Genomic DNA, 18,203 nt, shown 5'->3' with positions numbered 1-18,203 from the left:
CCTATGGATGGATGGCAGCGCGCCTTTGTCCTGCATAGTCGTCCCTGGAGCGAAACCAGCCTCATGCTGGACGTCTTCACGGAAGAGTCGGGCCGCGTGCGCCTTGTTGCGAAAGGCGCACGTTCCAAACGTTCTAATCTGAAAGGCGCCCTACAGCCTTTCACGCCGCTGCTGGTTCGCTTCGGTGGGCGAGGGGACGTGAAAACCCTGCGCAGTGCCGAAGCCGTTTCCCTGGCGCTTCCTCTTTCCGGCATCACGCTCTACAGCGGTCTGTATGTCAACGAACTCATCTCACGCGTTCTTGAACATGAGACCCGCTTCTCTGAACTTTTCTTCGATTATCTGCACTGTATCCAGGCGCTGGCTGGCGCAACCGGCACGCCCGAACCCGCTTTGCGTCGTTTTGAGCTGGCGCTGCTGGGCCACCTCGGATACGGCGTAGATTTTCTGCACTGCGCGGGCAGCGGTGACGAGATAGAAGACACCATGACCTACCGCTACCGCGAAGAAAAAGGCTTCATTGCCAGTATCGTGATAGACAACAGCACCTTTACCGGGCGCCAGCTCCGGGCGCTATACGAGCGCGAGTTTCCCGATCTGGACACCCTGCGCGCAGCAAAACGCTTTACCCGGATTGCCCTCAAGCCGTATCTTGGCGGCAAGCCCTTAAAGAGCCGCGAATTATTCAGGCAGTTTGTGCCGAAACGTTAACGTTTTACCCCTCACCCCAGCCCTCTCCCGGAGGGAGAGGGGGAAGAGAAATGAACCAAAATACCGAGGATTGTCATGGCTGAATTACTGTTAGGCGTCAACATCGACCACATCGCCACGCTGCGTAATGCGCGCGGCACGGCGTATCCCGATCCGGTTCAGGCGGCGTTTATCGCTGAACAGGCTGGCGCCGACGGCATTACCGTTCACCTGCGTGAAGACCGTCGCCATATCACCGATCGCGACGTGCGCATTCTGCGTCAGACGCTGGACACCCGTATGAATCTGGAGATGGCGGTCACCGAAGAGATGCTGGCCATTGCCTGCGAGACCCAGCCGCACTTCTGCTGCCTGGTGCCGGAAAAACGCCAGGAAGTAACCACCGAAGGCGGTCTGGATGTGGCCGGGCAGCTCGACAAAATGCGCGATGCCTGCAAGCGCCTGGCGGATGCCGGTATCCTGGTTTCTCTGTTTATCGACGCCGATTTCGCCCAGATTAAAGCGGCGGCCGACGTGGGCGCACCGTATATCGAAATCCACACCGGCTGCTATGCCGATGCCAAAAATGATGCCGAACAGGCCAAAGAGCTGGAGCGTATTGCCAAAGCGGCCACGTATGCTTCAAGCCTGGGACTGAAGGTTAACGCCGGTCACGGCCTGACCTACCATAACGTGAAGGCCATTGCCGCTCTGCCGGAAATGCACGAGCTGAACATCGGCCACGCCATCATTGGCCGCGCGGTAATGAGCGGCCTGAAAGAGGCGGTTTCAGAAATGAAACGCCTGATGCAGGAAGCGCGTCAGTAATGGCCATTCTGGGCTTAGGCACCGATATCGTTGAAATAGCCCGTATTGAAGCGGTGATCGCCCGTAGCGGCGATCGCCTCGCAAGACGCGTGCTGAGCGATAACGAGTGGGCCATCTGGGAAGCGCATCAGCAGCCGGTGCGTTTTCTGGCAAAGCGCTTTGCGGTAAAAGAGGCGGCGGCCAAAGCCTTCGGGACCGGCATTCGTAACGGCCTGGCGTTTAATCAGTTCGAAGTGTTTAACGATGAGCTGGGCAAACCGAGCCTGCGTCTGTGGGGAGAAGCGCAAAAGCTGGCGGAAAAGCTGGGGGTGAATCATATGCACGTGACGATCGCGGATGAACGTCACTATGCCAGCGCGACGGTGATCATCGAAAGTTAAAGTTTGTCCGCGTGATGCATCAGGACAAACTTATCCCATAGCTGCTCTTCGCTCTCAACGTGGGCCGGATCCTTCAGGATGGTATTCGGGATCGGGCACACTTTCTGACAGGTCGGCGTTTCATAGTGGCCGATGCATTCCGTGCAGCGGTCGCTGTTAATCTCATAAATGCTGTCGCCCATCGAAATCGCCTGGTTCGGGCATTCGGGCTCGCACATATCGCAATTAATGCATTTTTTGGTAATTAACAGCGCCATCAGGAAATTCTCAGAAACAACACAAACCGGGCGGGCATTATACGCGTCAAACCAGTTTCTTTACCAGTTCTTCGCTGTGACGAATGCGTTCGGGCGCGCGCTCCAGATCCTGTTGCACCAGCGCCATAAACAGCAGGTCCGTCAGCATCATTTGCGCGCTGGTGGACGAGATAGCCGCGCTGCGCGTGGCCTGCTCTTCGGCAATGGTATATAAACAGCGCGTGGCCCGCTGCTGCAGGGCATTCGGCGTAAAACCGGTGATCGCCAGAATTTTACCGCCGACGCGCAGGGCTTCATCGGTTGCCATATTGATTTCACGGCGCTCGCCGGAGTAAGAGATGGCCAGCAGCAGATCGTCAGGATCCATCGCCTGTACGGTCGCCAGCAGGGCGTGCATATCCTGCTCGACGATGGCGTTAAGCCCAATTTTCGTCAGCTTCCAGCCGAAGTTACGCGCCACAAGTCCGGACGCGCCAATACCGGTCAGGATGATGCGCCGCGCGCCGCGCAGCATCGCCACGCTCTCCAGCAGCTTCTCTTCCGTATTCACGTCGAGCGTCGCGTGCATAGCCGCCACGTTCTCTTTGATCAGCTTTTCGCCAACCAGCCGCATCGGGTCATCGCCGCGGATCTGATTATGCACCGGCATTGACTGCGGGTTGGGGTTGCTCACCAGCGCTTCGCTGATCGCCAGCTTGAGGGCGGGGAACCCCTTAAAGCCAATCTTCTGGGCAAACTTCACCACGCTGGACTGGCTCACGCCAGCTTCACTCGCCAGCTGCTGCGAGCTAAGGTGGCGAGCGCGATCGGGTTGAGAAAGCAGAAAATCCGCCAGCTTCTTGTCGCTTTGGGCAAAGCCGGCATAGCGCTGGCGAATGCGAATTAAACAGTTCATACGGTCTCCTGGCGAAAATGTGATTATCTGCGCAAATACGAATTTTGCTCGCCTGAATGAATTTTATATTCCATTATAGTGTGATTATTATGAATTAAAAATTCTTGAGGTACAAAAATGAATCTTGGCTCACTTGTTTCTGAAACGCGTAACCCACAAACCATGGATCTGGATGCGCTCTCCACCCTTGAGCTGGTTAACCGCTTTAATCAACAGGATACGCTGGTCGCGCAGGCTGTGAAAGAGACATTACCCGAGGTGGCGAAAGCTGTCGATGCGGCGGCGGAAGCCCTCAAGGCCGGCGGTCGCATTATTTACATGGGGGCGGGCACCAGCGGGCGTCTTGGGGTTCTGGATGCGTCAGAATGTCCGCCAACCTTTGGGGTGCCGCACGGTCTGGTCGTTGGGCTGATTGCCGGTGGACCCGGCGCGCTGCTGAAAGCCGTTGAGGGAGCGGAAGACAATGCACAGCTGGGCGAGGATGACCTGAAGGATCTGAATCTGACCGCGAAGGATCTGGTGGTCGGGCTGGCGGCATCCGGGCGCACCCCGTACGTCATTGGCGGGCTGGAATACGCCAACCGGACGGGCTGCACGACGGTCGCCATCTCCTGTAATCCGGGCTCCCCGATTGCGCAGGTGGCCGCTATTGCTATCTCTCCGGTTGTCGGGCCGGAAGCGCTCACCGGCTCCACGCGTCTGAAATCCGGGACCGCGCAAAAGCTGGTGCTCAATATGATCTCCACCGGCGCGATGGTGAAGTTCGGCAAGGTGTATCAGAACCTGATGGTGGATATGCAGGCCACCAACGTCAAGCTGGTGGACAGAGCCTGCCGTATGGTGATGGAGGCGACAGGCGCAGGCAGTGAAGAGGCAGAAGCGGTACTCAAGCAGACCGATCACGATGTTAAACCGGCCATTCTGATGATCTTGAGCGGGCTGGATGCGGCGGCCGCGAGAGCCAAACTCGCTGCGCATAACGGCTTCTTACGGGCGGCATTAGAAAACTAACAGAGGCGTCTATGGACAAAACAGCAGCGCTCGCCAGCGATATCCTGCAGGGGATCGGTGGGGAAAAAAATATTCAGCGTCTCGAAAACTGCATGACTCGCGTGCGCGTCGAGGTGCATAACGACGAGCAGCTCGACTTGCCGCGCCTGAAGCAACTCTCGGGCGTCAGCGGCTACGTGAAACAAGGGCAGCAGCACCAGCTGATCGTCGGGCCGGGGAAAGCGGCGCAGGTTGTTGATGCCATGCGCGCGCTGATGGGCGTTAGCGCGAGCGCGTCGATGGACGATGCGGAGCGCACCAGGGCGCAGGCAAAGGCCAAATACAAAGCCCCCATGAGCGATGCGCTGCGTCAGCTGGCAAACGTCTTTATTCCGCTGATCCCGGCGTTTATTGCCTCCGGCCTGATCACCGGGATCATCAATATTCTCAAGCGACCGGATATTGTGGGGGATTTCGCCACGCACTATCCGAACCTGCTGGGGATTCTGGGGATCTTCGGCAGCGCTGTTTTCGCCATTATGAACATTCTGGTCGGAGTGAATACTGCGAAGGTGTTTGGCGGATCGCTGGCGATGGGCGGAGTAATGGCGGGCATCTTGTCCAGCCCGCAGCTGGCGCAAATAACGCTGTTTGGTGAGGCGCTCCAGCCGGGCCGCGGTGGGGTAATCGCCGTGCTGCTGGTTGTCATCCTGATGTGCTGGATCGAGAAAAGGCTGCGCGCGGTTCTGCCTGGCTCGATCGAGCTGATTCTCAACCCGCTGTTGACCACGCTGATTACCGGTAGCGTAGCGATTGTGGCCCTCCAGCCGCTAGGCGGATGGATCTCTGAAGCCATCGCTCACGGTGCGTCTCTGGCTATCGACCGAGGCGGGCTGCTGGTGGGCGCTGTGCTTTCCGGTACCTTCCTGCCGCTGGTGCTGACCGGCCTGCACCAGGGGCTGGTGCCGATCCACGTCGAGCTTGTACAGGCGCACGGCTATAACGCGCTGCTGCCTATCCTGTCGATGGCGGGCGTGGGGCAGGTCGGCGCGGCGATTGCCGTACTGATGAAAACCCGCAACGCGCGTCTGAAAAAAATGATTAAAGGCGCGCTCCCGGTCGGACTGCTCGGCATCGGCGAGCCGCTGATTTTCGGCGTTACGCTGCCGCTGGGTAAACCGTTTCTCGCCGCCTGTCTGGGCGGTGCGGTAGGCGGGGCGCTGATCAGCTACTGGAAAGTCGCTACCGTGATCACCTTTGGGCTTTCCGGTTTACCGCTGGCATTAACCATCGTGACCGGAAAAGTGATGCTCTATCTGTTAGGCTATTTAGTAGCGGTGATCGCCGGGTTCCTGTTTACCTGGCTATTAGGATTCAACGACCCAGAGGAGTAAGGTTTGGCAAATCACGCGCGTCGCGTTGTCTTTTTCGACCTGGATGGAACGCTGCATCAGCAGGATATGTTTGGCACGTTTATGCGTTACCTGCTGCGGCGTCAGCCTTTGAATGCGCTGCTCGTGCTGCCGCTCTTACCGGTTATCGGGATCGCGCTGCTGGTCAAAGGCCGTGCGGCGCGGTGGCCGATGAGTCTGCTGCTGTGGGGATGTACCTTTGGGCACAGCGAAGCGCGGCTCAAGCAGCTCGAAAAGGATTTTGCGCACTGGTTTCGCGGCCACGTCGCCGCCTTTCCGGTGGTGCAGGCGCGCCTGACCAGCTACCTCGACGCGAACGATGCCGACATCTGGCTGATTACCGGCTCCCCGCAGACGCTGGTGGAGCAGGTCTACTTTGATACCCCCTGGCTTCCGCGCGTGAATCTTATCGCCACGCAAATTGCCCGCGGCTACGGCGGCTGGGTGCTAACCCTGCGCTGCCTGGGGCATGAAAAAGTGGTCCAGCTGGAAAAACGCATCGGTACGCCGCTGCGCCTGTACAGCGGCTACAGCGACAGCAAGCAGGACAATCCGCTGCTCTATTTTTGCCAGCACCGCTGGCGCGTCACGCCATCAGGCGAACTTCAGCAACTCGAATAGTCTTCTCTAAAACTGGCGTGTATAATGCCGCCCGCTTTTCGACTGGAGTATCAGCCTTTGTCCAACCCTGAACACAATCATGAATACTGGATGCGCCACGCGCTGACGCTGGCTCAACGCGCCTGGGAAGAGGGCGAAGTGCCCGTGGGCGCGGTGCTGGTTCATAACAATCAGGTGATTGGCGAAGGGTGGAACCGGCCTATTGGTCGCCACGATCCTACTGCGCATGCCGAAATTATGGCGCTTCGCCAGGGCGGTCTGGTGCTGCAAAACTATCGTCTGCTTGATACCACGCTGTATGTGACGCTGGAGCCGTGCGTGATGTGCTCCGGCGCGATGGTGCACAGCCGGATCGGGACGTTGGTTTTCGGGGCGCGGGATGAAAAAACCGGTGCGGCCGGTTCGCTGATGGACGTGCTGGGTCACCCGGGTATGAACCACCAGGTGAAGACTATCGGTGGGGTGCTTGCACCAGAGTGTTCGGGGCTATTAAGCGATTTCTTTCGAATGCGCCGTCAGCAGAAAAAGCAGCAAAAGGCAGTATTGAAGCTGTCGGACGATTAAGCTCGTCCGGCGCCACGACCGGGTAGCTTTGAGCCAGCTGTTTGGCCTCCGTCGCCTCTTTCTCTTTCTCCAGCAGATACCCGACCAGGCTAATCTGATATTTACGGATATTTTCCACGTAGGCGTAGGCTTCATGTCCGCGCGCGTAGCCGTATGTCAGCTTGTTATACCATGGCTTCTGGCTCAGCAGCGGCAGGCGCTGCTTGACGTCTGACCAGCTGTCCGGGTTACCTTTCGTTTTGGCCGTCAACGCTCGCGCATCAAGCATATGCGCGTAGCCCATATTGTAGGCCGCCAGCGCAAACCAGATCCGCTCTTCTTCCGGCACCGTTTCTGGTACTTTGGCCATCATATCCTGCAGATAGCGCGCGCCGCCGCTGATGCTCTGTTCGGCATCGGTACGATCGTTCACGCCCAGGCTCAGCGCGGTATTTTTGGTTAACATCATCAAACCGCGTACGCCCGTGGGCGACGTGGCCTGGGTATCCCAGTGGGATTCCTGATACGAAATAGCCGCCAGCAGTTTCCAGTCAATCTCCTGGGCGTATTTTTCGAACAACGGCTGCAGGTCCGGCAGGACGCTGTCTACCGCGCGCAGGAAGCTGCGGGTGTCAACGTAGTCAAAGTCGTCGCCGTGCCCGAGGTACTTCTCCTCCAGACGCGCCAGGGTACCGTCTTCATTGATGGTGTTGAAGAAATCAAGCATCGCGGCAGAGAAGGTCTGATCGTCATCAAGCTGGCTAAACCAGGTCACGGGCTGCTCGTCGGTGACGTCCAGCGCCACGGCGATTTCAGGATGCACCCGCTGGAACAGGCTGATCGCGACCGAATCGGCGATGGTGTAGGGCACCTTCTGATCTTTTACCTGCTCCAGCAGCTCCGTCGTGCCGAGTTTCGGATCCACCGTCCAGCTCAGGTCGGGATATTTCTTCTCCTTGAGCTCACGCAGATCGTCAATCACCACGTGGCCGGGCGCAATCGTCAGCTGCCGATCGTTAATTGACGCCAGCGAGCGCGGGCGCAGGCTCCCGACGCGGTAAACCAGCTGCTGAGAAACGGAGTAGTAGGTCGGGCCTGGCTGGTAGTTCTTGCTGCGCTCGCTGTTATACACCAGCCCGGCGGCGAGCATATCGGCATCGTCGTTATCGAGGTCGTCAAACAGCTCGTTGATATTCTGGCGGACGGTGATTTTAAGCTTCACGCCAAGATAATCGGCGAACTGTTGTGCCAGTTCATAATCCAGGCCAATGATTTTGCCGTTGACGTCGCTGTAAATCAGCGGGGAGTTGAGGGTACTGACGCGCAATTCCCCCCGCTCCTGAATGGCGGCGATACGGTTTTCGGCTTTGCCGAACCAGGGGATGGAAGGCCAGAGGGCCACTGCCAGCAGCAACGTTACAATGCCGATGAGCAGATAATTAATCTTTAATTTTTTCAATTAGTTAATTCTCTGCGACGCCGGTTGCCTCAGTCTGCTGTAGCCATGTTAATCATAAGGTTTGCCATTGAATGAGCGGCATTTTGCGTAAACTTGCGCCACTTGGCAACCAATTAGAGAGACAGGTCACATCTATTGTTAAATCTCTGTGCAAATTTTATTTCGACGCAAACGGTTTCGTCGGCGCTCAGGATTCTCTATAATGACGCCCGTTTTCCCCCCTTGCGCACACTGTAAGCGCCCCGGCGCTTCGAAGACGAGAGACTTATGATGGAAATTCTGCGTGGTTCGCCTGCACTGTCTGCCTTCCGTATCACTAAACTGCTGGCACGTTTTCAGGCGGCCGACCTTCCGGTAAGCAATATTTACGCTGAGTATGTCCATTTTGCTGACCTGAATGCCCCCCTGAATGCAGAGGAGCGCGTACAGCTGGAACGCCTGCTCAAGTATGGCCCAAGCCTGAGCAGCCATACGCCAACCGGCAAACTGATCCTTGCGACGCCTCGTCCGGGCACCATCTCCCCCTGGTCTTCCAAAGCCACCGACATCGCCCACAACTGTGGCCTGAACCAGATTAACCGTCTGGAACGCGGCGTGGCGTACTACGTGGAAGCCTCTACCCTGAGCGACGCGCAGTGGCAGGCGGTTGCGGCTGAACTGCACGATCGCATGATGGAGAGCGTATTTGCCTCTCTCGATGACGCGCAGAAGCTTTTCTCTCACCATCAGCCTGCGCCGGTACAGAGCGTAGACCTGCTGGGACAGGGCCGTCAGGCGCTGATTGACGCCAACCTGCGTCTCGGCCTGGCACTGGCAGAAGACGAAATTGACTATCTTCAGGATGCGTTTGTTAAGCTCAACCGTAACCCGAACGACATCGAACTCTACATGTTCGCGCAGGCTAACTCTGAGCACTGCCGCCACAAGATTTTCAACGCCGACTGGATTATTGACGGCGAACAGCAGCCGAAGTCGCTGTTCAAAATGATCAAAAACACCATGGAGCAAACCCCTGACCACGTGCTGTCTGCCTATAAGGACAACGCCGCGGTAATGGAAGGTTCCGAGGTGGGCCGCTTCTTCGCCGATCGCGAAGCAGGGCGCTATGATTTCCATCAGGAGCCCGCGCATATCCTGATGAAAGTGGAAACCCACAACCACCCGACGGCGATCTCCCCGTGGCCGGGCGCGGCGACCGGCTCCGGCGGTGAAATCCGTGATGAAGGTGCGACCGGTCGTGGCGCTAAACCTAAAGCGGGTCTTGTCGGTTTCTCCGTCTCTAACCTGCGTATCCCGGGCTTTGAACAGCCGTGGGAAGAAGATTTCGGCAAGCCAGAGCGCATCGTGACCGCCCTGGATATCATGACCGAAGGCCCGCTGGGCGGCGCGGCGTTTAACAACGAATTTGGTCGTCCGGCGCTGAACGGTTACTTCCGTACCTATGAAGAGAAAGTGGATAGCCACAACGGCGAAGAGCTGCGCGGCTACCACAAACCGATCATGCTGGCGGGCGGGATCGGCAACATCCGTGCCGATCACGTGCAGAAAGGCGAGATCGTCGTCGGCGCGAAGCTGATCGTACTGGGCGGCCCGGCGATGAACATCGGTCTGGGCGGCGGAGCGGCCTCTTCTATGGCCTCCGGCCAGTCTGACGCGGATCTCGACTTCGCCTCCGTGCAGCGCGACAACCCTGAGATGGAGCGCCGCTGCCAGGAAGTGATCGACCGCTGCTGGCAGCTGGGCGATGCCAACCCGATCCTCTTCATCCACGACGTGGGCGCGGGCGGTTTGTCCAACGCCATGCCGGAGCTGGTGAGCGACGGCGGTCGCGGCGGGCGTTTCAACCTGCGCGATATCCTGAGCGATGAGCCGGGCATGAGCCCGCTGGAAATCTGGTGTAACGAATCCCAGGAGCGCTACGTGCTGGCGGTTGCTGCCGACCAGCTGCCGCTGTTTGACGAGCTGTGCCGCCGCGAGCGCGCGCCGTATGCCGTCATCGGTGAAGCGACCGAAGAGCAGCACCTTTCCTTAAGCGACACCCACTTTGACAACCAGCCAATCGATTTGCCGCTCGACGTTCTGCTCGGTAAAACGCCGAAGATGACCCGCGACGTAACCACCCGTAAAGCGGCGGGCAAAGCGCTGGATCGCCAGGGCATCACCGTGGCAGAAGCGGTCAACCGCGTGCTGCACCTGCCTGCTGTGGCAGAGAAAACCTTCCTGGTGACCATCGGCGACCGCACCGTGACCGGTATGGTATCGCGCGACCAGATGGTCGGTCCGTGGCAGATCCCGGTCGCTAACTGCGCCGTGACCACCGCGAGCCTCGACAGCTACTACGGCGAAGCGATGGCTCTCGGCGAACGTACCCCGGTGGCGCTGCTGGACTTCGCTGCTTCTGCCCGTCTGGCGGTCGGTGAAGCGCTGACCAACATCGCCGCGACGCAGATTGGCGATATAAAACGTATCAAGCTTTCCGCCAACTGGATGGCCGCTGCCGGCCACCCTGGCGAAGATGCTGGCCTGTATGAAGCCGTGAAAGCGGTGGGCGAGGAGCTGTGTCCTGCCCTCGGCCTGACCATTCCGGTGGGCAAAGACTCTATGTCGATGAAAACCCGCTGGCAGGAAGGCAGCGAGCAGCGCGAGATGACCTCTCCGCTGTCGCTGGTGATCACCGCATTTGCCCGAGTGGAAGACGTGCGTCACACCGTTACGCCGCAGCTTGCGACCGAAGACAACGCCCTGCTGCTGATTGACCTGGGTAAAGGTCACAACGCGCTGGGTGCCACCGCGCTGGCGCAGGTTTACCGCCAGCTCGGCGATAAGCCAGCCGACGTGCGTGACGTGGCGCAGCTGAAAGGCTTCTACGACGCGATTCAGGCGCTGGTGGCGCAGCGTAAGCTGCTGGCCTACCACGACCGTTCCGACGGCGGCCTGCTGGTGACCCTGGCAGAGATGGCCTTCACCGGCCACTGTGGCGTGGAAGCGAACATTGCGACGCTTGGCGAAGACCGTCTGGCGGCGCTGTTCAACGAAGAGCTGGGCGCCGTGATTCAGGTGCGTGCGGCGGATCGCGACGCGGTTGAAGCGATTCTGGCGAAGCACGGTCTGGCAGACTGCGTGCACTATCTGGGTAAAGCCGTTCAGGGCGACCGCTTCGTCATTGAAGCAGACGGTCACGCGGTGTTCAGCGAAAGCCGCACCACGCTGCGCATGTGGTGGGCGGAAACCACCTGGCAGATGCAGCGCCTGCGTGATAACCCGGAATGTGCCGATCAGGAGCATAACGCGAAAGCGAATGACCAGGATCCAGGCCTGAACGTGAAGCTCTCTTTCGACATTAACGAAGACATCGCCGCGCCGTACATTGCGACCGGCGCGCGTCCTAAAGTGGCCGTGCTGCGCGAGCAGGGCGTCAACTCCCACGTTGAGATGGCGGCTGCCTTCCACCGCGCGGGCTTTGACGCTATCGATGTCCACATGAGCGATCTGCTGGCCGGACGTACCGGTCTGGAAGATTTCCAGGCGCTGGTGGCGTGCGGCGGCTTCTCCTACGGCGACGTGCTGGGCGCGGGCGAAGGCTGGGCGAAGTCCATCCTGTTCAACAGCCGCGTGCGCGACGAGTTCGAAACCTTCTTCCACCGTCCGCAGACCCTGGCGCTGGGCGTGTGTAACGGCTGTCAGATGATGTCTAACCTGCGCGAGCTGATCCCGGGCAGCGAAGCCTGGCCGCGCTTTGTGCGCAACCAGTCTGACCGCTTCGAGGCGCGCTTCAGCCTGGTGGAAGTGACCCAAAGCCCGTCTCTGCTGCTGCAGGGGATGGTCGGTTCACAGATGCCAATCGCCGTTTCCCACGGTGAAGGTCAGGTAGAAGTGCGTGATGCTGCGCATCTGGCTCAGCTTGAGAGCAAAGGCCTGGTGGCGCTGCGCTTTGTCGATAACTTCGGCAAGGTGACAGAAACCTACCCGGCTAACCCGAACGGCTCCGCCAACGGTATTACGGCGGTGACCAGCGAAAGCGGTCGCGCGACCATCATGATGCCGCACCCGGAACGCGTATTCCGTACCGTGAGCAATTCCTGGCACCCGGAAAACTGGGGCGAGGACAGCCCGTGGATGCGTATCTTCCGCAACGCGCGTAAGCAGTTGGGTTAAGTTTTAGGCAGTACCTGTAGGCCCGGTAAGCGCGAGCTCGACCGGGCTTTTTTATTTGTGTCGCAATTACGCGACAGACCCGTAATTCAACTGTCTCCAAAAGGCGACATTTAACTCGTTGATTTATATATGGCAGTAAAGGTTCCCGTTAAGGTGTTGCTTAATAGCGACACTTAGCCTGGAAATCATTCAACCGATAATTAACAGGCTAAACGAGTAAAACTCATATATTTCAAACTGTTAATATTTTGTTTTGCATTCTGGCACGGGTGTTGCATAATATTAACCAGTGGCTCATTCACCTTCTTATGTCAGCCCCTTCGGGACGCGCTACATAAACTTCGAATGACGCACAAAAAGGTGCCTGCCGTCCAACTACTGATCATAGCGATGCTTTATCAGGCCAGGGCGAAACGTCGAGTTAGGCACCGCCTCATTCCATGACAAAGCCGGGTTTTTACCCGGCTTTGTTGTATCTGAAGGGCAGACTCAGTTACGCTCTGCGTAAATCCCCATTAAGAGAGTAATGCGTTGAAACGCTGGCCCGTTTTCCCCCGCTCCCTGCGGCAGCTCGTCATGATGGCCTTCCTGCTGATCCTGCTGCCGCTGCTGATCCTTGCCTGGCAGGCGTGGCAAAGCCTGAACGCGCTGAGCGCGCAGGCGGCTTTGACCAACCGTACGACGCTTATCGACGCCAGACGCAGTGAAGCAATGACCAACGCCGCGCTGGAGATGGAGCGTAGCTATCGTCAGTATTGCGTGCTTGACGATCGGACGCTGGAAAAGGTTTATCAGAGTCAGCGTAAACGCTACAGCGAAATGCTGGACGCTCATGCGGGGGTTTTGCCTGACGACAAGCTGTATCAGGCGTTACGTCAGGATTTGAACGATCTCGCGCAGCTGCAGTGCAGCAACAGCGGCCCGGATGCCGCCGCCGCCGCGCGCCTCGAAGCTTTTGCCAGCGCCAACACCGAGATGGTGCAGTCAACGCGCGCGGTGATTTTCTCTCGCGGCCAGCAGCTCCAGCAGGAGATTGCCGAGCGCGGCCAGTTCTTCGGCTGGCAGGCGCTGGTGCTGTTCCTGGTGAGCCTGGGGCTGGTTCTGCTTTTTACCCGCATGATCATCGGCCCGGTGAAGGGCATTCAGCGTATGATCAACCGTCTGGGGGAGGGGAAATCGCTCGGGGATACGGTCGCCTTTAAAGGTCCGCGCGAGCTGCGATCCGTAGGCCAGCGCATTATCTGGCTGTCCGAGCGCCTGGCGTGGCTCGAATCACAGCGCCATCAGTTCCTGCGCCATATCTCTCATGAGCTTAAAACGCCGCTGGCCAGCATGCGCGAAGGGACGGAGCTGCTGGCGGACGAAGTGGCCGGGCCCCTTACGCCAGAACAGAAAGAAATTGTCGAGATCCTGGATAACAGCAGCCGCAATCTGCAAAAGCTAATTGAGCAACTGCTGGATTACAACCGCAAGCTGGCTGACGGGGCGGTCGTACTGGAAAACGTTGAAATTGAGCCGCTGGTGGATATGGTGATCTCCGCCCACAGCTTGCCAGCAAGAGCTAAAATGATGCATACCGGCGTCGAGCTGAATGCGCCTGCGTGCCTGGCTGAACCCATGCTGCTGATGAGCGTTCTGGATAATCTTTACTCCAATGCGGTGCACTATGGTACTGAATCCGGTAACATTTATATCCGAAGTAATACGAATGGTTCACGGGTGTTTATTGACGTCGCAAACACCGGCACCCCGATCCCCGATGACGAAAAAACCATGATCTTCGAACCCTTTTTCCAGGGGAGTCATCAGCGGAAAGGCGCGGTTAAAGGAAGCGGTCTGGGCTTGAGCATCGCCCGGGACTGCATACGACGCATGCAGGGTGAGCTAAACATTGCCGCGGACGAACGTTCAGATGTTTGCTTCCGTATCGAACTGCCCGTGAGCCGGAAAAATCAATAAAATGAATCTATGTCTGGTGAGTATGTCACACGTCTTTTTCCGCGCCGTACGCGCGGTGTTTTCCTGCAACACGCTTCGCCTGAGCCTGCCCTGTTTGTTTCTGGCAGGGTGTGTTTCCCATGCGCCACAAAGTGCAATTAGCGATAAACAAGAAGATAAATGGCCCGATAACCAGCTGGCAGATTTCCTCTCAACCCGCTGCGACGACATCTGGAACCTGTCAGGACATGACGTTGAAAGCAACCCGCTGTTCTGGCTGCGCGGAATAGATTGTGCCCAGCGTCTTGCGCCGGTAGACGCCCGCTCGAAGGCGGCGATGCTGGATGACGACACCTGGCAGGACGCTTTCAAGCGCGGGATTTTACTCGCAGATGCGAAAATCACCCCCGTTGAACGTCGCGTCAATGTGACCCGGCTGGACACGTTTGTAGTCAATCTTCCCGTGCAGGTACGCCCGGTATACCAGCTCTGGCGCGATGGGCAGACATTACAGCTTCAGCTGTCTGAAGAGCGCTCCCGCTACAGCAAGCTGCAGCAGTCAACCGACAGCGAGCTTGATACGCTGCGCCAACAGCAGCAACATTTACGTACGCAGCTGGATACCACGACGCGCAAGCTGGAAAACCTGACGGATATCGAAAGGCAGCTCTCGTCGCGTAAATATCAGCCGGGGAGTTCATCCGCTGCACCGGACAGCGATACGCCGAAACAAGAGGATGTGAAGCATGACGAGCCGTAAACCTGCCCATCTTTTACTGGTGGATGACGATCCCGGACTGTTAAAGCTGCTGGGGATGCGTCTGGTGAGCGAAGGCTACAGCGTCGTGACCGCTGAAAGCGGGCTGGAAGGACTGAAGATCCTCAGCCGCGAGAAAATCGATCTGGTGATAAGCGACCTGCGGATGGACGAAATGGATGGCCTGCAGCTGTTCGCGGAGATCCAGAAGCAGCAGCCGGGTATGCCCGTGATTATCCTGACGGCGCACGGGTCGATCCCCGATGCGGTTGCCGCGACGCAGCAGGGGGTCTTCAGTTTCCTGACCAAGCCGGTGGACAAAGATGCGCTTTATAAGGCTATCGACAGCGCGCTGGAACACGCCGCCCCGGCGGGGGATGAAGCGTGGCGGGAGTCCATCGTCACCCGCAGCCCGATTATGCTTCGTCTGCTTGAACAGGCCCGGATGGTGGCGCAGTCCGACGTCAGCGTGCTCATCAACGGCCAGAGCGGAACCGGGAAAGAGATCCTGGCGCAGGCGATCCATAACGCCAGCCCGCGCAGTAAAAATGCCTTTATCGCCATTAACTGCGGCGCGCTTCCGGAACAGCTGCTCGAATCTGAACTGTTTGGTCACGCCCGCGGCGCATTCACCGGCGCGGTGAGCAGCCGGGAAGGGCTGTTCCAGGCCGCGGAAGGGGGCACGCTGTTCCTGGACGAGATTGGCGACATGCCCGCGCCGCTGCAGGTCAAACTGCTGCGCGTATTGCAGGAGCGAAAAGTTCGCCCGCTGGGCAGCAATCGCGATATCGATATCAATGTGCGCATTATTTCCGCTACCCACCGCGACCTGCCAAAAGTGATGGCGCGCAACGAGTTTCGCGAAGATCTCTACTACCGTCTGAACGTGGTGAATCTGAAGATCCCGGCGCTGGCGGAGCGTGCGGAAGACATTCCGCTGCTGGCGAACCATCTTTTGCGCCAGGCGGCCGATCGCCATAAACCGTTCGTGCGCGCATTTTCCACCGACGCGATGAAGCGGCTGATGGCCGCAGGCTGGCCGGGTAACGTGCGCCAGCTGGTGAACGTGATTGAGCAGTGCGTGGCGCTGACCTCTTCACCGGTGATCAGCGATGCGCTGGTGGAGCAGGCGCTGGAAGGGGAAAACACGGCCCTGCCGACGTTTGCGGAAGCGCGGAATCAGTTCGAGCTGAACTATCTGCGCAAGCTATTGCAGATCACTAAAGGCAACGTGACCCACGCGGCGCGCATGGCCGGACGCAACCGCACCGAGTTCTACAAGCTGCTGTCGCGCCACGAGCTGGAAGCAAACGATTTTAAAGAGTAATGCCGTATGGTACTGTGAGCAATCGATTACGAGGCAGCTTACAGGCAAGAGTTTAAGGACCCACCATGAAAAAGATTGATGCGATTATTAAACCTTTCAAACTGGATGACGTGCGTGAAGCGCTGGCGGAAGTCGGCATCACCGGGATGACCGTGACGGAAGTGAAAGGTTTTGGTCGTCAGAAGGGCCACACCGAGCTTTACCGTGGCGCAGAGTACATGGTCGACTTTCTGCCGAAAGTAAAAATTGAAATCGTGGTCAGCGACGATATCGTCGATACCTGCGTGGATACCATTATCCGCACGGCGCAGACGGGCAAAATCGGCGACGGTAAAATCTTCGTCTTTGACGTGGCGCGCGTGATCCGTATCCGTACCGGCGAAGAAGACGACGCCGCGATTTAACAATGCCAACGGTTTTGTAGGCCGGGTAAGGTGCAACCACCCGGCGAAAAAAAAGCCCCTCGAACGAGGGGCTTTTTCATTACAGCACCTTATGGGGCCCGAAACATTCATAATGAATGTTGTCTTTGTTCACACCCAGCTCCACCAGCTGCTTCGCGGCATACTGCATAAACGCCACCGGCCCGCAGACGTAGAACTGCATGTCCGGCGCGCTAAACGCCCCTTCCATCAGGCTTAAATTCATCAGACCTTCGCTGTCAAACCGTGCGGCCGCGCGGTCTGCATCCGTCGGCAGGCGATACCAGGTGTGCGCGGTGAAACGCGGCAGGGACGCCCCGAGCGTTTTCACTTCATCGGCAAAGGCGTGCACGTCACCGTTTTCCGCAGCGTGGAACCAGTTGACCTGCGCACCGTGGTTGGCTTTCGCCAGCGTATCGAGCATCGCCAGCATTGGCGTTTGGCCGACGCCCGCAGAGATCAGCGTAACCGGGGTATTCGCTTCTACGGCCATGAAGAAATCGCCCGCCGGCGCGGCCAGATGAACCACGTCGCCCACGTTAGCTTCGCTGTGAAGCCAGTTGGATACCTGACCGCCGTCCTCACGCTTCACCGCAATGCGGTAGCCTTTGCCGTTTGGCTTGCGGGTAAGAGAATACTGGCGGATCTCCTGATGCGGGAAACCTTCAGGCTTCAGCCACACGCCCAGATACTGGCCCGGCTGGTAATCGGCAACCGGCTGTCCGTCCACTGGCTCAAATTCAAAGCTGGTAATCAGCGCGCTGCGCGGCGTTTTCTCAACGATGCGGAAGGCGCGCGTGCCTTCCCAGCCGCCGTTCTTGCTGGCATTTTCGCTGTAGATCTGCGCTTCGCGGTTGATAAACACGTTTGCCAGCACGCCGTAGGCTTTCCCCCAAGCGTCCAGCACCTCCTGGCCCGGGCTGAACATCTCGTCCAGCGTTGCCAGCAGGTGGCCACCCACAATGTTGTACTGCTCGGGCTGGATCTGGAAGCTGGTGTGCTTCTGTGCGATTTTTTCCACCGCGGGCAGCAGTGCCGCCAGGTTTTCAATATTGCTGGCGTAGGCCGCGATGGCGTTGAAAAGCGCTTCGCGCTGATCGCCGTTACGCTGGTTGCTCATGTTGAAAATTTCTTTGAGCTCCGGGTTGTGCGTGAACATGCGATCGTAGAAATGGGCGGTGAGTTTAGGGCCGGTTTCCACCAGCAGGGGAATGGTGGCTTTAACGGTAGCGATGGTTTGAGCGTCGAGCATGAGCGCATCCTTCTGATGTGACTTTAATGATGTATTTTAAATGCATCTTATAAAAAATACCCCTGCGTTGTAAATGGTTCTTTGCATGATGAAAAATATGCATCACAAACCTGAAAAGAAATCCGCTGGAAAGACCGAGAGCTTTATTCCTCAAACCCTTGCGTGGCGGGTAGGAAAACGTTTGCGTAAAATCGTTTGTCAAGACCTGTTATCACAGAACTAATCAGTTATACTGTTGCCCGTTGTCCAACAGGACTGCCTTTTCAGGCCAAAATTT

General features: G+C 58.0%; 16 protein-coding genes. 12 read left to right on the top strand and 4 right to left on the bottom strand.

Annotated elements, in window-relative coordinates; genetic code table 11:
* Positions 1-3 precede the first annotated feature (3 nt).
* The 3 genes from recO (at position 4) to acpS (ending at position 1,898) form a co-directional block, all read left to right on the top strand.
* Entirely contained in the window at positions 4-711 is a 708-nt protein-coding gene (gene recO / locus ACMGGX_RS04440; RefSeq protein ID WP_063440921.1) for a DNA repair protein RecO, read from the top strand.
* Positions 712-786: 75 nt separating this feature from the next.
* Entirely contained in the window at positions 787-1,518 is a 732-nt protein-coding gene (gene pdxJ / locus ACMGGX_RS04435; protein ID WP_032659491.1) for a pyridoxine 5'-phosphate synthase, read from the top strand.
* Entirely contained in the window at positions 1,518-1,898 is a 381-nt protein-coding gene (gene acpS, locus ACMGGX_RS04430) for a holo-ACP synthase (protein ID WP_023294331.1), read from the top strand. Before pdxJ ends, acpS begins: the two co-directional genes overlap by 1 nt.
* Here acpS and ACMGGX_RS04425 read toward each other — a convergent pair.
* Together ACMGGX_RS04425 and ACMGGX_RS04420 are read right to left on the bottom strand one after the other, a co-directional pair.
* Positions 1,895-2,155, bottom strand: coding sequence for a YfhL family 4Fe-4S dicluster ferredoxin (locus tag ACMGGX_RS04425; protein WP_008502177.1), 261 nt, complete (start codon positions 2,153-2,155; stop codon positions 1,895-1,897). The two genes, acpS and ACMGGX_RS04425, sit on opposite strands and share 4 nt — an antisense overlap.
* Before the next feature lie 46 nt (positions 2,156-2,201).
* Entirely contained in the window at positions 2,202-3,050 is an 849-nt protein-coding gene (locus ACMGGX_RS04420; RefSeq protein WP_023333056.1) for a MurR/RpiR family transcriptional regulator, read from the bottom strand.
* A 117-nt stretch (positions 3,051-3,167) separates the two neighbouring features.
* On the opposite strand from ACMGGX_RS04420, the gene murQ reads away from it, so the two are divergent.
* Genes murQ through tadA form a run of 4 tightly spaced genes read left to right on the top strand, consistent with a single transcriptional unit; the run spans position 3,168 to position 6,637 of the window.
* A complete protein-coding gene (gene murQ, locus ACMGGX_RS04415) occupies positions 3,168-4,061 on the top strand; it encodes an N-acetylmuramic acid 6-phosphate etherase (protein ID WP_420298096.1) in 894 nt (297 codons plus the stop codon).
* 11 nt (positions 4,062-4,072) lie between these two features.
* Positions 4,073-5,434: a PTS transporter subunit EIIC gene (locus ACMGGX_RS04410; RefSeq protein WP_420298095.1), complete on the top strand. Its 1,362-nt coding sequence runs from the start codon at positions 4,073-4,075 to the stop codon at positions 5,432-5,434.
* 3 nt (positions 5,435-5,437) lie between these two features.
* Positions 5,438-6,073, top strand: a complete 636-nt coding sequence (yfhb, locus tag ACMGGX_RS04405; RefSeq protein WP_039263757.1) for a phosphatidylglycerophosphatase C — start codon at positions 5,438-5,440, stop codon at positions 6,071-6,073.
* Between the two features lie 24 nt (positions 6,074-6,097).
* Positions 6,098-6,637: a tRNA adenosine(34) deaminase TadA gene (gene tadA / locus ACMGGX_RS04400; RefSeq protein WP_420298094.1), complete on the top strand. Its 540-nt coding sequence runs from the start codon at positions 6,098-6,100 to the stop codon at positions 6,635-6,637.
* On the opposite strand, the gene mltF is transcribed toward tadA, so the two are convergent.
* Positions 6,525-8,075 carry a membrane-bound lytic murein transglycosylase MltF gene (mltF, locus tag ACMGGX_RS04395; RefSeq protein WP_029741140.1) on the bottom strand — a complete coding sequence of 517 codons (1,551 nt, stop codon included), beginning with the start codon at positions 8,073-8,075 and terminating at the stop codon, positions 6,525-6,527. The genes tadA and mltF overlap by 113 nt on opposite strands.
* A 267-nt stretch (positions 8,076-8,342) precedes the next feature.
* Here mltF and purL point away from each other — a divergent pair, with 267 nt between their 5' ends.
* From purL to glnB, 5 genes are all read left to right on the top strand, one after another.
* Positions 8,343-12,230, top strand: coding sequence for a phosphoribosylformylglycinamidine synthase (gene purL, locus ACMGGX_RS04390; protein ID WP_211137887.1), 3,888 nt, complete (start codon positions 8,343-8,345; stop codon positions 12,228-12,230).
* A gap of 531 nt (positions 12,231-12,761) precedes the next feature.
* A complete protein-coding gene (qseE, locus tag ACMGGX_RS04385) occupies positions 12,762-14,189 on the top strand; it encodes a two component system sensor histidine kinase QseE/GlrK (RefSeq protein ID WP_045355302.1) in 1,428 nt (475 codons plus the stop codon).
* A gap of 1 nt (position 14,190) precedes the next feature.
* Positions 14,191-14,928 carry a two-component system QseEF-associated lipoprotein QseG gene (gene qseG / locus ACMGGX_RS04380; RefSeq protein ID WP_023308836.1) on the top strand — a complete coding sequence of 246 codons (738 nt, stop codon included), beginning with the start codon at positions 14,191-14,193 and terminating at the stop codon, positions 14,926-14,928.
* Complete coding sequence (gene glrR, locus ACMGGX_RS04375; protein ID WP_023308835.1) at positions 14,915-16,252, top strand: two-component system response regulator GlrR; 1,338 nt, start codon at positions 14,915-14,917, stop codon at positions 16,250-16,252. Before qseG ends, glrR begins: the two co-directional genes overlap by 14 nt.
* 65 nt (positions 16,253-16,317) lie before the next feature.
* Positions 16,318-16,656 (top strand): nitrogen regulatory protein P-II, encoded by a 339-nt coding sequence (gene glnB, locus ACMGGX_RS04370; protein ID WP_003860685.1) that lies wholly within the window; start codon positions 16,318-16,320, stop codon positions 16,654-16,656.
* A 79-nt stretch (positions 16,657-16,735) separates the two neighbouring features.
* Here glnB and hmpA read toward each other — a convergent pair whose 3' ends face one another.
* Positions 16,736-17,926, bottom strand: a complete 1,191-nt coding sequence (hmpA, locus tag ACMGGX_RS04365) for an NO-inducible flavohemoprotein (RefSeq protein WP_023308834.1) — start codon at positions 17,924-17,926, stop codon at positions 16,736-16,738.
* Positions 17,927-18,203: the final 277 nt, after the last annotated feature.

Origin of the sequence: Enterobacter sp. BNK-29 (assembly GCF_048684785.1) — a bacterium.
GTDB classification, from domain to species: Bacteria; Pseudomonadota; Gammaproteobacteria; order Enterobacterales; family Enterobacteriaceae; genus Enterobacter; species Enterobacter cloacae_M.
Note: the sequence above shows the minus strand (reverse complement) of the source record. Positions and strands in the feature narration are given on the sequence as shown.